The 15082-nt window shown below is 73.4% G+C and carries 12 protein-coding genes; 5 read left to right on the forward strand and 7 right to left on the reverse strand.

The annotated features are described in order from the left end of the window. The 6 genes from ACIP98_RS24430 to ACIP98_RS24455 form a co-directional block, all read right to left on the reverse strand. Positions 1-194, reverse strand: a 194-nt coding sequence (locus ACIP98_RS24430) for an ATP-binding cassette domain-containing protein (RefSeq protein ID WP_401977923.1), incomplete at its 3' end; no start/stop codon positions are given. A gap of 15 nt (positions 195-209) precedes the next feature. Further along, positions 210-881 (reverse strand): DUF4097 family beta strand repeat-containing protein, encoded by a 672-nt coding sequence (locus tag ACIP98_RS24435; protein ID WP_401977925.1) that lies wholly within the window; start codon positions 879-881, stop codon positions 210-212. A gap of 203 nt (positions 882-1084) precedes the next feature. Next, the gene (locus tag ACIP98_RS24440; RefSeq protein WP_319661734.1) at positions 1085-1927 is read right to left on the reverse strand and encodes a DMT family transporter; all 843 of its coding nucleotides are present in this window, start codon (positions 1925-1927) and stop codon (positions 1085-1087) included. Next, positions 1924-2412 carry a YbaK/EbsC family protein gene (locus ACIP98_RS24445; protein ID WP_401977926.1) on the reverse strand — a complete coding sequence of 163 codons (489 nt, stop codon included), beginning with the start codon at positions 2410-2412 and terminating at the stop codon, positions 1924-1926. Before ACIP98_RS24445 ends, ACIP98_RS24440 begins: the two co-directional genes overlap by 4 nt. A gap of 43 nt (positions 2413-2455) precedes the next feature. Next, on the reverse strand, positions 2456-4078 hold the full coding sequence (locus ACIP98_RS24450) for a penicillin-binding transpeptidase domain-containing protein (protein WP_319661732.1): 1623 nt from the start codon (positions 4076-4078) through the stop codon (positions 2456-2458). A gap of 183 nt (positions 4079-4261) precedes the next feature. Continuing rightward, complete coding sequence (locus tag ACIP98_RS24455; protein WP_319661731.1) at positions 4262-6673, reverse strand: SpoIIE family protein phosphatase; 2412 nt, start codon at positions 6671-6673, stop codon at positions 4262-4264. A 252-nt stretch (positions 6674-6925) separates the two neighbouring features. On the opposite strand from ACIP98_RS24455, the gene ACIP98_RS24460 reads away from it, so the two are divergent. Beyond that, a complete protein-coding gene (locus tag ACIP98_RS24460) occupies positions 6926-8500 on the forward strand; it encodes a S8 family serine peptidase (RefSeq protein ID WP_401977928.1) in 1575 nt (524 codons plus the stop codon). A 500-nt stretch (positions 8501-9000) separates the two neighbouring features. On the opposite strand, the gene ACIP98_RS24465 is transcribed toward ACIP98_RS24460, so the two are convergent. After that, a complete protein-coding gene (locus tag ACIP98_RS24465) occupies positions 9001-10716 on the reverse strand; it encodes a phospholipid carrier-dependent glycosyltransferase (protein ID WP_319661729.1) in 1716 nt (571 codons plus the stop codon). A 91-nt stretch (positions 10717-10807) separates the two neighbouring features. Between ACIP98_RS24465 and rsmI the strand changes: the two genes are divergently transcribed. From rsmI to ACIP98_RS24485, 4 genes are all read left to right on the forward strand, one after another. After that, the gene (rsmI, locus tag ACIP98_RS24470; RefSeq protein ID WP_319661728.1) at positions 10808-11701 is read left to right on the forward strand and encodes a 16S rRNA (cytidine(1402)-2'-O)-methyltransferase; all 894 of its coding nucleotides are present in this window, start codon (positions 10808-10810) and stop codon (positions 11699-11701) included. Between the two features lie 190 nt (positions 11702-11891). After that, positions 11892-12290 (forward strand): hypothetical protein, encoded by a 399-nt coding sequence (locus ACIP98_RS24475; protein WP_319661727.1) that lies wholly within the window; start codon positions 11892-11894, stop codon positions 12288-12290. Positions 12291-12320: 30 nt separating this feature from the next. Continuing rightward, positions 12321-13229 carry a TatD family hydrolase gene (locus ACIP98_RS24480; RefSeq protein WP_401977931.1) on the forward strand — a complete coding sequence of 303 codons (909 nt, stop codon included), beginning with the start codon at positions 12321-12323 and terminating at the stop codon, positions 13227-13229. Between the two features lie 27 nt (positions 13230-13256). Continuing rightward, positions 13257-14552 carry a ubiquitin-like domain-containing protein gene (locus tag ACIP98_RS24485; protein ID WP_401977933.1) on the forward strand — a complete coding sequence of 432 codons (1296 nt, stop codon included), beginning with the start codon at positions 13257-13259 and terminating at the stop codon, positions 14550-14552. Positions 14553-15082: the final 530 nt, after the last annotated feature.

A 15082-nucleotide genomic window follows, 5' to 3' on the forward strand; every position in this document is an offset into this window, starting at 1 on the left:
GCGACCTGGGCCTGTCCGCCGTCCGCGGAGATCAGGGTGGAAAGGATCTTGACGGCGGTGGTCTTGCCCGCGCCGTTCGGCCCGAGCAGAGCGAAGATCGTTCCTTCCGGGACGGCCAGGTCGATCCCGTCGAGGACGGTCTTGTCGCCGTAGGACTTGCGCAGCCCGTTCGCCGCGATGGCCACGTTGGTCATGAGGGGTGCTCTCCTTTACAGGCTGCGGGCGGTGATGTCGCCGTAGGCGGTGGTCGCGTGGATGGTCAGGCCGGCGGTGCCGCCGTCGGTGTTCTTGAGCGTGTTGTGGATCCGCCCGTGGGCGGTGCCGGCGTCCAGGGAGGCGGAGACCCCGTGGGCGGCGCCGACCGAGATCTCGCCGTGCTCGGTGCGCAGGGTGACGGTGCCCTGGACGGCCTCGGTGATGTGGATGTCGCCCTGCTGGGCGCTGATCTCCGCGGGGCCGCCCAGGCGGCCGACCGAGATGTCGCCGGCGAGGACGGTGAGGCGGGCGCTCCCGGTCTCGTCGAGCTTGACCGTGGCCTGCTGGCCGTCGAGGACGACGTCGCCGAGCCGGCCGACGCCCCGGAGTTCGGCACTCGCCGCCTTCGCCTCGACGCGTGAGCCGGCGGGCAGTTGGACGGTCACCTCGACTGATCCGGAGGCGCCGAGGACCCGGTTGCCCGCGGCCCGGGCGTCGATGCGCAGGACGCCGTCGCCGTAGGCGACCTCGGTCCGCTCCGCCGCCTTCACGTCGCGGCTCTTGGAGGCGTCCGCGGGCAGGATCTCGACCGTGGTGTCGGACCGGTCGGCGGCGATGAACCGGACGCGTCCCGCGGGGACGTCGAGGACGACGGAGACGGGGGCGGGGGTGTCGAACTTCTGCATCGTGCGCTCCTTGATTCGCTGTTTCCGATGTGGGAAACGCTACGTTGCATTCATTAATTTTGCAATGAAGTTGTTGCACCAAATCGGCGTTGTTGCAGGTAAAGTCAGGGAAATTGTTGCAATGGATTTGATGTCAATGCAACGGGGTTGAGAGCACACTTGTTGCAATGGATGAGAAGTGAACGCTCTGCGCGGACCAGCCCTCAGGAGTGCAGCATGAGTCCGATGCCCGCGACGACCACCAGGGACGCGACGATCCGCGGGCGCCCGAGGCGTTCGCGGAAGAACACCGCGCCGATGACCGCGCCCGCGATGATCGACGTCTCGCGGAGGGCGGCGATGGGGGCCAGCTCGCCGCGGGTCTGGGCCCACAGGACGAGCCCGTAGGCGGAGACGGAGAGGGCGCCGCTGAGGAGGCCGCGCCCGGCGACGGGGCGCAGTTGGGGCAGCAGGGCCGCGCGGCGCACCGCGAAGGCGGTGCCGGCCAGCACGATGCCCTGGAGGAGCAGGAGCCACGCGACATAGCCGAGGGCGGTGCCGGAGGCACGGACACCCACGCCGTCGACGACGGTGTACGCCGCGATCGTCAGGCCGGTGCCGACGGCCGCGCCGAGCGCGGGCCAGTCGGGGCCGCGTCCGCGCATGCCCCACAGGGCGGTGCCGGCCAGCCCCGCGGAGGCGACGGCGACGCCCGCGGCCTGCCAGGCGTCCGGCACCTCGCCGATGAACACGGCCGCGAGCAGGGTCACCACCATGGGGGCGACGCCGCGGGCGACGGGGTAGACCTGCCCGAAGTCGCCCAGGGTGAAGGACTTCATCAGCAGGTACATGTAGGCGAGATGGATGCCCACCGACGCCAGGAGGCAGAGCCACGCCCCGGACGCCGGCACCGGCGCGAACAGGGCGATGAGGGCGGCGCACAGCCCGCCGCCCGCGCCGACGAGGGTGAAGGCGGCGAACCGGTCGCCGATGCCGTGGGCGAGGGCGTTCCAGGAGGCGTGCGTCACCGCGGCGACCAGGACGGCCGCCGCTATGAGGGGGGTCACGCGGGGCGTTCGCGGACGTCGGCCAGGGTGGCTCCGGCGTGCCGGACGAGGTCGCCCGGGGCCATCGGGAAGACGGTGTGCGGGGTGCCGGCGGCGGCCCACACGGTCTCGTGCCGCAGCAACTGCCGGTCGGCCAGCACGGTGGTGCGGGTCCGGTGCCCGAAGGGGGGTACGCCGCCGATGGCGTACCCCGTCGTCTCGCGCACCAGGTCCGCGTCGGCGCGGCGGACGGCCGTCGCGCCCAGCTCCGCCCGGACCAGCTCCACGTCGACCCGCGAGGCGCCGTCCATGAGGACGAGCACCGGGGCGCCGTCCGCCTGGAAGATCAGCGACTTGACGATCTGACTGAGCTCGCAGCCGATCGCCTCCGCGGCCTGCGCCGCGGTGCGGGTCGCGTCCGGGAAGGAACGTACGGGGACCTCGAGCCCGAGTCCGGCGAGGGCCTCGGCGAACCGGGGGTGGGCGGCGGTGGCGGGGGTCTGCATGCCCGGAACGCTAGCCCGGTACGGGGGCCGGACGCCAAACCGTTTACGAGGAGGCCTTGAGCACGGACGCCACGATCGGCCCGGCGGAATCGCCTCCGTGGCCGCCCTCCAGCACCATGCCGGCGGCTGCGACGTCGTTGCGGTAGGCGAGGAACCACCCGTTCGGCTTCTCCTGGCCGCCGACCTCCGCCGAGCCGGTCTTCGCGCCGACGTCCCCGTAGACGCCGCTCATCGCCCCGGCGGCGGTGCCGCTCGACGCGGTGAGCCGCATCATCGACTTGAGGTTGCTCCGCACGCCGTACGGCAGCGAGCTGCCGGCCTTGGCGAGCGGTTCGCCGATGAGGCCGGCGGAGACCAGCCGGGGCTGGCGGAAGGTGCCGGTGTCCGCGGTCGCCGCCACGGCGGCCATGTTGAGGGGGCTCATCTGGATCTGGCCCTGGCCGATCATCTCCTCGGTCATCTCGTCGCCGCTGCCTCCGGGCACGCGGCCGTCCCAGGCCGGGACGCCGACGTTCCAGGTCTGGCCGAAGCCGTAGTAGCGCTGGGCGACGGTGGGCACGGAGGACTCGCTGAGGTTGCCCGCGAGCTTGATGAAGCCGGTGTTGCAGGAGATGGCGAAGTCCCGCTGGAAGGTCGCCGAGGGGTCGGACGAACTCTCCACGTTGTGGAACATCTTGCCGTTGTCGTAATTGGCGGTCGCCGGGCACGGCGCGGCGGTGCCGGGGCTGACGCCCTTCTCCAGCAGGGCCGTCGCGGTGAGGACCTTGAAGGTGGAGCCGGGCGCCACCTGGGCGTTGAACGCGTTGTTGTTGTCGGTGGACGGGTTGTTGGCGAACGCCAGGATCTCGCCCGTGCTCGCCTGCACCGCCGCGACCGACGACTGCGGCTTGCCCTTGACGGCCTGTTCCGCGGTCGCCTGGAGCCGCGCGTCGAGGGTGGTCCGCAGCTTGGCCGGGGTGCCCTTGGTGATGGTGTGCAGGGTCTGCCCGGGGCCGTCGCCGCCGTTGACCCAGGTCTCGATACCGGCCTTGCCGCCGCTGAGCTTGCTGCCGTACCGCTCGCGCAGTTGCGGCAGGACGGAGGCGAGCGAGGGGAGCTTGGCGGCGTCCAGGGTCTTGCCGGACCGGTCCACCACGACCACCTGCGGGGAGGGGGCCTCCCCGGTCACCAGGGACTGGCCTGCCGTCAGTTTCGGGTTCAGCACCGACGGTTCCCAGTCCACCAGTGGCTTGTGGGTGGTGGCGCCGCGGAAGACCGTGAGCGCGGAGCCGTACTTCCACGTGGAGGTCTTGCCCTGGTACGAGAGCGTGGCGACGACATTGAAGGGCACCACGCGGTCCACCGGGGTGCCGGGCGTCAGCTTCACCCGGGTCACGTGGGCCTCGGTGCGGTAGGCGGCCAGGGCCTCGCTCGCCGCGGTGGCGTCGTTGGTCAGGCTCCCGGCGGCCGCGGTGTCGCCCTTGGCCCAGGCAGCCAGGAAGTCGGCCGCCGTCTTGCGTACCTCGGCCGCGGACGGCGGCCCCGTTTCGACAGGCGCGGCCTGGGCCGTGAAGCCCCCGCCGCCGCCGTTCAACCCCTGGTAGAGGTTGTACGCACCGTAGCCCGCGACTCCCACCATCCCCGCGAACACCGTGCCGATGATCCCCGCCTTCACGCCTCGGCGCATGGCCGACCCTCCCCGTGATCCTCCTGAACGCGTTCAAAAAGCTGTGCAGCAAGCGCACTCTACGCTTCGCGGGTGACAACCGGGGCTTCTATCGGGTCACAGGTTCACCATCCGTCGCACGCCGGTAGGGCTCGTACGGCCCGGCGGAGTGCCCTGCCGGTCGGGGCACCGGCGGGGACATCCTCAGCACGGCGGGCCGGTGTAGCCGGGCGGCAACTCCAGTTCCGCCCAGACGCTCTTGCCCTCGGGGAAACTGCGGACGCCGAACCGTGAGGACAGTGCCGCGGCGACGGCGACGCCGCGTCCGGACTCGTCGGCCGGGGACGCCTTGTGGTGCTGCCGCGGCATGGAGCATCCGTGGTCGAAGACCTCGCAGACCAGGACCCGGTCGCGGATCAGCCGCAGCCGCACCGGTGCCAGTCCGTGGAGCACGGCGTTGGCGAGCAGTTCGCCGACGATCTGCTCCGCTGCGGGCACCAGGCGTTCCAGGCCCCAGTCGGTGAGCGTCCGCACGGCCGCGGCACGCAGGCCCGCGACCGCCGCGGGGTCCCGCGGCACCTGCCAGGTGGCGAACCGGCTCGGGCACAGCGTCCGGGTGCGGGCGATCAGCACCGCCACGTCGTCGTCCTGGCGGTGGTCGCCGAGCGTGCCCATCGCCATGGCGCACAGGTCCTCCAGCCCGGTCCCGGGCGGCTGGGTGAGCGCCCGGCGCAGGCGCTGCAGGCCGTGGTCGATGTCGTGCTCCCGGGTCTCGACCAGGCCGTCGGTGTACAGGACGAGGACGCTGCCCTCGGGCAGCTGGTGCGCGACCGGCAGGAACGACCGGGTGCCGATGCCCAGCGGCGCCCCGGAGGGGATGTCGAGGAAGGACACCTCGCCCGACGCCGGGTCGATGACCGCGGGCGGCGGATGGCCCGCCCGCGCCCCGACGCAGTACCGGGTCACCGGGTCGTAGACCAGGTACAGGCAGGTCGCGCCCATGAGCGCGGTGGGCGGCGCCCGGTCGTCGGACTCCTCGGTGAGGCGCACGAACAACTCGTCGAGGTTGGTGAGCAGTTCGTCGGGCGGCTGGTCCAGGGCGGCGAGGGTGATCACCGCGGTGCGCAGCCGCCCCATGGTCGCCGCCGCGTTGATGCCGTGCCCGACGACGTCCCCCACCACCAGGGCCACCCGGGCGCCGGACACCGGGATCACGTCGAACCAGTCGCCGCCGACGCCGCCCTCCGCGTCCGAGGGCAGGTAGCGGGACACCACGTCGACGGCGTTCCCGCCGTCCGGGTTGCTCGGCAGCAGGTTCCGCTGCAGCGCCAGGGCCGCGGTGTGCTCACGGGTGTAGCGGCGGGCGTTGTCCAGGCTCAGCGCGGCACGGCTGACCAGCTCCTCGGCGAGCGTCCGGTCGTTCTCGTCGAAGGGCAGCGGGTTGTCGGTACGGACCATCACCGCGATGCCCAGGATCTCGTCGCGGGCGTGGATGGGCAGGATCAGCAGCGTGTGCATCCCGAGGGTCAGGATCCGCTCCCGGCGCCGCGGGTCGTGGTCGAGCCAGTTGCCGGGACCGGCGTCCAGGACGGTCTCCATATGGGACCGGCCCGAATGCAGGACCTCGATGAAGGGGGAGTCCGGCGGGACGAAGACGGCGCTCCCGCGCGGCCAGAGCGATTCCCGGAAGTCCTCGTGGATGGACATCTGCCCGGCGCGGAAGAAGGCCGGGACGTCCCCCTGCGCCGAGCCGAGCCGGGCGAGCGGGGCGTCGCCGAGCTCGACGGACTCCGCCAGGTCGACGGTGACGTAGTCCGCGAGCACCGGCACCAGCACGTCGGCCAGGTCCTGCGCGGTCTGCATGACGTCCAGGTGCGCGCCGATGCGCCGGCTCGCCCGGCTCAGCAGGGTCATCCGCTCCCGGGTCCGCCGGCTGCTGGTGACGTCCACATTGAGGGAGCAGACCCCCGGCCGGCCGTCGCGGGCGTTGGCGACGGGGAACACCGACAGCGCGTAGGCGCGGTGGCGGTAGTGGTCCAGCTGCTCCAGCTCGTGGTCGATCTCCGGTACGCCGGTGTCCAGCACCTTCTGCAGCAGCCGGGTGACCTCCCGGGTGTTGCGGTAGAGCGGCGACTCGTCCAGCCGCCGCCCGAGGCGCTGCTCGCGGGGCGTCCCGTAGGACCGGGCCAGGGCCTCGTTGAGCCAGGTCATGCGCAGGTCGGCGTCCCACACGGCCATCGGGAAGGGGCAGGCCTCGCCGACCGCCTCCAGCACCGAGGCCTCGGTGGTCGTCGTCGAGACCAGCCAGTCCACCTGCCCGTTCCGCCCTGGCAGCGGGGAGACCCGCAGCCCCACCGGGAACGGCCGGCCCTCGCGGTGCCGCAGCGCGACCGTGCCGGACCACCCGCCGGTGAAGTCGTGCGGCAGGTCGTCCACCTCGGCCAGCAGGTCGATGGCGGGGGTGCTCAGTACTTCCTCGGCCCGGTAGCCCAGCAGTCGGCGCGCGCTGTCGGTCCACCGGCTCAGGCGTCCGGCCGGGTCGATCACCGCCAGCGCGGTGCCGCCGCCGGTGTCGGCAGCGGCCGCATCGATTGCCTTGTCGTCGGGGCCTGTCATATGAGGTGGTCCAGTGGTCCCCGTGCCGGGGTTGAGCGCCTTTCCACGCTAGGGCGGCGGCGAGGGCGCCGCAAAACGGCCCGGCGCTGACCCGCTGGGGTGGGCGGGGGGCCGCTCCCGGTGTGGGAGATCAGTAAGACAGTCGGATTGTCGTACGTTCCCGGTCTCGATGGTCGCGCGAGGGCGCGCGCCGGTGTGACGGGAGTACGCATGCGGACCAGGCGGTCGTTGACGTGGGCACGTGGGGCGGACGTGGCGGCCCCCTTGGTGGTGGGCGCGCTGCTCTCGGCGTTCGTGCCGGGTACGGCGGGCGCGGCGGACGGCCCGGCCGCGCAGTGGATCGTGATGCTCAGGGCCACGGCGGGCGACGTCCGCACGCTGGCCGCCGAGCACGCCCGCCCGCACCACGCCACCGTCGGCCGGGTCTACGACGTCGCCGCCGCCGGCCGCACGCTGAAGGCGTACACGATCCGGGCGACCGCGGCACAGGCCGCGGCCCTCCGTGGGAACCGCCTGGTCAGCTCCGTCGTACGGGACGGGGTCGTGCACGCGCCCGAGCGCATGGGGCGGCCCGCGGTGGTCACGCCGCTGCCGCCCCGCGCCGCGGACCGGCCCGCGCCCGGCGAGGGGGGTGTCCTGCCCGGCAAGGACCGCGTGCCGCTCGCCGGGCCGGCCGGCGGGTGCGTGCCGAACGACCCGTACTACACCTCCGGCAACCAGTGGGGACTGCTCGCGGTCAAGGCCCCCACCTGCGGCGCCCGCAACGACGTCACCGTCGCCGTGCTGGACACCGGCATCGACGCGCGGCACGAGGACCTGGCCGGCGTGGTCGCCGGGTCGGTCAACTTCTCCGACAGCGCCACCGCCGACGACCACTACGGGCACGGCACCCACCTGGCCGGGATCATCGGGGCCGTCACCGACAACGGCATCGGTGTCGCCAGCGAGGCCATGGGCACCCGGCTGTGGAACGTCAAGGTCCTCGACGACAACGGAACCGGCTCCGTCTCCCAGGTCGCCGAGGGCCTGCTGTGGGTGGCCGCCAACGCCGCGACGCACAACATCGGCGTCGTCAACATGAGCCTGACCTCGCCCGACGACAGCCCGCTGCTGCACGCGGCCGTCCAGATCGCCGCCGCCTCCGGGGTCACCCTCGTCGGGGCCGCGGGCAACGACGGCACGACGGCCCGGGAGTACCCGTCCGGCTACCCCGAGGTGATCTCGGTCGCCGCGACCGGCTCCGACAACTCCCTGGCGTCCTTCTCCACGCGCGGCGACTGGGTCGACGTGGCCGCACCCGGGGTCGACATCGTCTCGACCTACGCCGGCAACACCTACGCGACTCTGTCCGGCACGAGCATGGCCACCGGCTTCGTCAGCGCCACCGCCGCGCTGTGCCGTACCGCCGGCGTGTGCACCGGCGCCCCCGGGCAGACCCTGGCCCGGCTCGGCGCGTGCTCCCAGCCCATCCCCGCGACCGGCCACGGCGTCCGCTACGGCCTCGTCCGGGCCGACCGCGCCGGCCTGGACTGCGGCGAGGGCTCCGCCGCCGCCCCGCGCGTCCCGTCCGGCACGGCCGCGCTCCGCCCCGCCGCCCGCCCCGAACCGGTCGTGAACGACGGCAATGGCAACGGCAACGGCGGCGGCGACGGGCAGGGCCGGGACGGCGGGAACGGCGAGGACCTGGGCACCGCGCCGATCGACTCCTTCACCGCCGTCCGCCCGGACCGGCCCGGCGACGACGGCACCGATCCCGTCGGCGAGTTCGTGGCCGCCCTCGTCGAGGACACCCTCCGCGACCTCGGCCCCTGGGGCCCCGACTGCTGACGGCCCGGCGCGCCGTGGCCCTGTGGGACCCCAGCAGCGGGGGCGAACCTTCGTGCCGTCCGGCGCAGTGACCGTCGCGGTCCCCGTCGGGCGGCTGCGCAAGGAGTCTTCGGAGGGCGTGTACGGCGACAGGGCCGCACGAGCGGAGCGCGCCGGCGGGGTCCTGACCGTCATGGTCCGCGTCGGGCGGGCTCCGCCGCGTCCGTACGTGCGCCGCGCCACAGCCCGCGAGGCCCCAGCAGCGCGGCGCACCTTCGGTCGCCCGTCACCGGAACCGGCACCGTCACGGGCGGTTGCGCCAAGGCTTGCGGGGCCCCGGCAGCGGGGCCGAACCTCCGTGCCGCCCGGCACGGTGACCGTCACCGGACCGGAACCGTCACCGACGGGCGGCTGCGCCGTGCCCCGGGCGGCCCCAGCAGCGGGGGCGGGCAATCGTGCCGACCGACAACGCCCGCACCCGCACCGGCACCCGCGCCGCCGAGGCCCGTCCCGCGGGCGGGTCAGATCCAGGTGTCGAGCCACATCCGCTGCCGCCAGGCGTCCAACGGGATGGTCTGGCCGGTGTAGAGCGGCCAGAAGTAGATGAAGTTGAAGACGATCAGCAGCACGAGAGTGCCGGCGCCCACGGCGCCCCACATGCGGCGACGCTCGCCCGCGCCCGGTGGGCCGAGGATCGCGCCCAGCATCATGGCCAGGGCGAGGCAGAGGAAGGGCAGGAAGACAACCGCGTAGAAGAAGAAGATCGTGCGGCCCTGGTAGAGGAACCAGGGCAGGTAGCCGGCCGCGACGCCGCACGCGATGGCCCCGGCCCGCCAGTCGCGGCGGAAGGCCCAGCGGTACAGCACGTACAGCAGGGCGAAGCAGGCGGCCCACCACAGCGCGGGCGTGCCGATGCCCAGGACCTCGCGCGCGCAGCCGCCGACGGCGGTGCAGCCGTCCTGGCCCTCCTTGGGGGATTCGTAGAAGTACGAGACGGGCCGGCCCAGCACCAGCCAGCTCCAGGGGTTCGACTGGTAGGTGTGCGGCGAGTGCAGGTTGACGTGGAAGTCGTAGACCTGGGTCTCGTAGTGCCACAGGCTGCGCAGCGCCGCCCAGGCGTCGGAGAGGAACCCACCGTCGCCCTTGGCCCAGTTCCGGTCGTAGCCCTTGTCGGTGGTGAACCAGCCGAGCCAGGACAGCAGGTAGGTGCCGAGGGCGACGGCCACCATGGAGAAGCCGGCCCACAGGCCGTCCAGCCACGACGCGGTCAGCCAGGGATGGCGGGCACCGGCGACGCGGCGGGCGCCGGCGTCCCACAGTACGGTGAGGACGCCGAAGGCGGCCAGGACGTACAGGCCGTTCCACTTGGTGCCGGCGGCCAGGCCCAGGCAGACCGCGGCCGCGATCCGCCACGGCCGCACGCCCAGCCACGCGAAGGACGCGACGCGGTCGTCCGGGCGCCCTTCGGGCAGCGCCGCCGCCAGGCGGGCGCGGGCCTTGTCACGGTCGATCAGCAGGCAGCCGAAGGCGGCCAGCACCCAGAACATCACGACGAGGTCGAGCAGGGCGGTGCGGCTCATCACGAAGTGCAGGCCGTCCACCGCCATGAGGCCGCCGGCCAGGCAGCCCAGCGCGGTGGAGCGGAACAGCCGCCGGCCGATGCGGCACAGCATGAGCACCGACAGGGTGCCCAGGACGGCCATCGCGAACCGCCAGCCGAACGGGTTCAGCCCGAAGATCCACTCGCCGGAGGCGATGACCCACTTGCCGACGGGCGGGTGGACGACGTACGACGGCGCCGCCGACAGCGGGATCGTCGGCGGGTGGGCGAGGATCTGGTCGTTGGCCTTGTCGGGCCAGCTGCCCTCGTAGCCGTACTGCAGCAGCGACCAGGCGTCCTTGGCGTAGTACGTCTCGTCGAAAATCACCGCGCGCGGTGAGCCCAGGTTCCAGAACCGCATCAGTCCCGCGAGGAGCGCCACCAGCAGCGGACCGCCCCAGGCCGACCAGCGGGCCAGCCGGTTCGCGAGCACCGGGCCCAGCCCGAGCGCCGACCAGGCGCGCGTCCCCGGCTCGGGGAACGGCGGGACCAGCCGCTCGCGCAGGCTCGTGCGCGGACGGTCCACGTGGCCGAAGCGGCGCAGCCGCCGCTGCCAGGAGTCCTGCTCCGCGGGCTCGGAGGAGGCGTTCTCGGCGCCCTCGGCCGGGTCTGCCTGCGTAGCGGTGTCACTCGTCACCGGGCCATCGTAGGGAAGCCGCTCGCGGATGCGCTGAGGACCGGGCCATCCGAGGGTCGGGCCGGGTCCGACCGGGTGGGAGACTGGGTCGGTGACCACATCGACCGGACCGGCGGACGCAGGCGTACTCGTGCTCGCGGGCACTCCCATCGGCGACGTCACCGACGCACCGCCCCGGCTGTCGGCCGAGCTGGCCGCCGCGGACGTCATCGCCGCCGAGGACACCCGGCGGCTGCGCCGGCTCACCCAGGCGCTCGGTGTGACGACCACCGCGCGGGTCGTGTCGTACTTCGAGGGCAACGAGTCGGCCCGCACCCCGGAGCTGGTCCGCGCCCTGGAGGACGGGGCGCGGGTGCTGCTGGTGACCGACGCGGGGATGCCCTCGGTGTCCGACCCCGGCTACCGGCTGGTCGCCGCCGCCGTCGAGCGGGACCTGCGGGTCACCGCGGTGCCGGGCCCGTCCGCCGTGCTCACCGCGCTGGCGCTCAGCGGCCTGCCCGTCGACCGCTTCTGCTTCGAGGGCTTCCCGCCCCGCAAGGCGGGCGAGCGCCGGGCCCGGCTGGCCGAGACCGCGGCCGAGCGGCGCACGCTGGTGTGGTTCGAGGCCCCGCACCGGCTCGCGGAGACGCTGACCGCGATGGCCGAGGTCTTCGGCGCGGACCGGCGCGCCGCCGTCTGCCGCGAACTGACCAAGACCTACGAGGAGGTCCGCCGCGGGCCGCTGAAGGAACTGGCGGCCTGGGCCGCCGACGGCGTGCGCGGAGAGATCACGATCGTCGTCGAGGGCGCCCCGGAGACCGGCCCGCAGGAGCTGGACCCGGCCGAACTGGTACGCCGGGTGCAGCTGCGCGAGGAGGCGGGGGAGCGGCGCAAGGAGGCGATCGCCGCCGTCGCGGCGGACGCGGGGCTGCCCAAGCGCGAGGTCTTCGACGCCGTGGTGTCCGCCAAGCACGCCGCGGCGACGAACCCCCCCACAAAGGGCTAAACACGGCGTCGGCAAAGTACTGTCGTGGGGTAGGGAAAGGGTGTTGGCCGCTCTGTCGGCCCCGCGTCACATACTTCCCAAAACTGGCTCAAGAAAGGGCACCCCCGCTGTCACCGCCGCCTTCGCGGGCGTTCTCTGTAGTGGGAAGTCCCGCTCCGGACGCCTCGTCCGGAGGGCAACAGGAGCTGCCATGAGCGAGACCATCGGAACCGATGGCACGGTTCGTGAGGCGTACGCCTTCGTCTGCATCAGCTGCGGTCGCGGCTGGGAGCAGGCGTACGAGATAGAGCACCACGTCGACGCCCAGGGCCGCGAACTCGTCTGGTACATGGTCGAGGGCAAGCGGGTCCCGTCCCCGCTGACCCGCCCCACGTGCGTCGAGTGCGAGGGCCACAAGGTCCGCATCATGCGGGCCGGACAGGTGTCCGATGTGACCGGTACGTGGTCCAGCACCGCGACCGCCGGCCCGCTTCCCTGCGCCGCCCCCCGGCGCCCGGTCGCCGCCGCCACCCCCGCCGAGGGCACCGAGCGCCGCGGCCGGCACTGGTCGCCGCTGCACCTGCTCCACCGCAGGAGGGGCCAGGCGTAGCCGTCACGGCCGCCGCCTAGGATCTGGGGCATGCCCCAGAAGCCCGAACGCCAGCAGAAGGACCAGCGCAAGGACGGGTCCGCCGCCCCTCCCCTCCCGGAACCGCTCGCGGTCCCGGTGGCGGACTCGCACACCCACCTCGACATGCAGGAAGGCAGTGTCGAGGACGCGCTGGCCAAGGCGGCCTCCGTCGGTGTCACCACCGTCGTGCAGGTCGGCTGCGACGTGAACGGTTCCCACTGGGCGGCCCGCACGGCCGCGGCGTACGACACCGTCTGGGCAGCCGTCGCGCTGCACCCCAACGAGGCGCCGCGGATCGTGCACGGGGATCCTGGGGGAGGGGGGTCCCGTCAGGGGGCCCGCGAAGGGGGCGGCACCGCCGCGCTGGACGCCGCGCTCGCCGAGATCGACGCGCTGGCCGCGCTGCCGCACGTACGCGGTGTCGGTGAGACCGGCCTGGACTACTACCGCACCGGGCCGGAGGGCGTGGAGGCCCAGCACTACTCCTTCCGGCGCCACATCGACATCGCCAAGCGGCACGGCAAGGCCCTGGTCATCCACGACCGCGAGGCCCACGCCGACGTCCTGCGCATCCTCGACGAGGAGGGCGCGCCGGACACCGTGGTCTTCCACTGCTACTCCGGCGACGAGGAGATGGCGCGGACCTGCGCGGACAAGGGCTACTACATGTCCTTCGCCGGCAACATCACCTACAAGTCCGCCCAGAACCTGCGCGACGCGGTCGCGGTGGCCCCGGCCGAGCTGCTGCTGGTCGAGACCGACGCCCCTTTCCTGACCCCGGTTCCGTACCGCGGTCGGCCTAACGCTCCGTATCTCGTTCCGATAACGGTGCGTGCCATGGCGGAGGCGCGGAAGGCGGCAGAGGACGAGGTCGCGGCGGCGATCGGCGCCAACACGGCGCGCGCCTTCGGTTACTGATCCGCGACACGGGGTCACCACGCAGCGATGGATCGCGACGAATGTCGGTTATGGTCCCGGTTCGGTTCCGACCGGACCCGCCGGAGGTACGTCGTGAGTCATTCGTATGCCGAAGCCGGGCTGTACGGCAGCGGGCTGCCGCTGCAACGCCCGGCGCCCGCCGTGGGCGGCCGCGCGGCCGCCCGGATCGCCGCACGCGCGGAGGCCCGCAGGCGGCGCGCGGCCGAGCGCCCCGACGCGCTGGCCAGGCTGCTGCCCCGCGCGCTGGTCGTCGCCGTCCTCGCCGGCGGCACCGGTGCCTACGTGACGGGCGGCAAGGCGGTCCAGCTGTCCGTCGACGGCCAGGTGCGCACCCTGCACACCTACGCCGGGGACGTCGGGGAACTGCTGCGCCGGCAGGGCGTCCGGGTCGGCGACCACGACATCGTCGCCCCCGGCCGGCACGCCGAACTGCACGACGGCGACAGCGTCGCCGTCCGCTACGGCCGCCCCGTCTCGCTCACCCTCGACGGCCGCCCGAAGCGGCTGTGGACCACCGCCCGCACCGTCGACGAGGCCCTGGGCCGGCTCGGCGTGCGCGCCGACGGGGCGTACGTCTCCACCTCGCGCTCCGAGCCGATCGGGCGCCGCGGCCTGGACCTGAACGTACGGACCGAGCGGCAGCTGACCTTCCTCGTGGACGGCAAGGAACGCACCGTCCAGACCAACGCCGCCACCATCGCCGAGGCCGTGCGGGACGCCGGCATCCGGCTGAGCGGCGAGGACACCACCTCCGCCGCCCCCGACAGCTTCCCCCGGGACGGCCAGACCATCTCCGTCATGCGCATCCGCGGCCGCGAGGAGACCCGCGAGCAGCCGATCCCCTACGAGGTCGTGCGGCGCGAGGACCCCCGGCTCTTCCAGGGCACCACCGCCGTCGACTCCCGGGGCCGCAACGGGCTCCGGCGCGTCACGTACGCCTACCGCACGATCAACGGGGTCCGGCAGAAACCCGAGCCCATCGCCGAGGAACTGGTGCGCGAGCCGGTCCAGGAGGTCGTGCGGGTCGGCACCAAGCGCCTCCCCGAGTCCGTCGACGGCGCCGACCACCTCAACTGGCAGGCCCTGGGCAAGTGCGAGGCGGGCGGCAGGCCCAACGCGGTCGACTCCAGCGGCACCTACGGCGGCCTGTACCAGTTCGACCGCCGGACCTGGCACGCCCTCGGCGGCAGCGGCCGCCCTCAGGACGCGCCGGCGAAGGAGCAGACCTACCGCGCCAAGCGGCTCTACATCCAGCGCGGCGCCACTCCGTGGCCGGTCTGCGGCCGCAAGCTCTACCGCTGACGCGGGTGGCCGTGGGGTAGGTTTTTTCCCCGCCCGCCCTCCCGTGTGCCCTGTGAAGTCAGTGACCCCGGCGCGCGTTTCGTGGGGGCCGGGTGCGGGGCCTCCGGGGCTGGCCATTCTGGACAGCACATTTAGGTGCCTCGGGCGCTCTCAACTGATCACCCCGGGTCATGCACCCAAATATGCTCCACAGTCCAGAACGCCCACCCCTACGACCCCGCCCCCTCCGTAGGTTGTCGCGCCTGATCCCCGGTGGGGGGTAGGAGCGGCACCGTGCCTGGGGCCGCCCGCTGGCGCAGCGCGGTCCGAGGGGGCCAGCGCTCGCGCGGCAGGCCGCGGGGGCAAGAGTGAGGCGACCGCGGTCACCCCGGACCGCCCCCACCCCCTCCGGTGCGGTCCGCGGGGCCAGCGCTCGCGCGGCAGGCGGGCGGGGCGGAGTGAGGCAACCGCGGTCACCCGGACCGCCTCTTCACCCCCCTCCGGGGATCAGGCGCATATGGAGACGGAGGGGGCGGGGTCGGAGGGGTGGA

Origin of the sequence: Streptomyces sp. NPDC088354, assembly GCF_044753585.1 — a bacterium.
In the GTDB taxonomy this organism is placed as follows: Bacteria; Actinomycetota; Actinomycetes; order Streptomycetales; family Streptomycetaceae; genus Actinacidiphila.

What these genes read in the sequence shown, in the direction of transcription:
- ACIP98_RS24485 (WP_401977933.1), top strand. Translation starts at nt 13,257, where the DNA reads ATGGATCGCGACGAATGTCGGTTATGGTCCCGGTTCGGTTCCGACCGG.
- ACIP98_RS24475 (WP_319661727.1), top strand. Translation starts at nt 11,892, where the DNA reads ATGAGCGAGACCATCGGAACCGATGGCACGGTTCGTGAGGCGTACGCC.
- ACIP98_RS24455 (WP_319661731.1), bottom strand. Translation starts at nt 6,673, where the DNA reads ATGACAGGCCCCGACGACAAGGCAATCGATGCGGCCGCTGCCGACACC.
- ACIP98_RS24450 (WP_319661732.1), bottom strand. Translation starts at nt 4,078, where the DNA reads ATGCGCCGAGGCGTGAAGGCGGGGATCATCGGCACGGTGTTCGCGGGG.
- ACIP98_RS24445 (WP_401977926.1), bottom strand. Translation starts at nt 2,412, where the DNA reads ATGCAGACCCCCGCCACCGCCGCCCACCCCCGGTTCGCCGAGGCCCTC.
- ACIP98_RS24480 (WP_401977931.1), top strand. Translation starts at nt 12,321, where the DNA reads ATGCCCCAGAAGCCCGAACGCCAGCAGAAGGACCAGCGCAAGGACGGG.
- ACIP98_RS24435 (WP_401977925.1), bottom strand. Translation starts at nt 881, where the DNA reads ATGCAGAAGTTCGACACCCCCGCCCCCGTCTCCGTCGTCCTCGACGTC.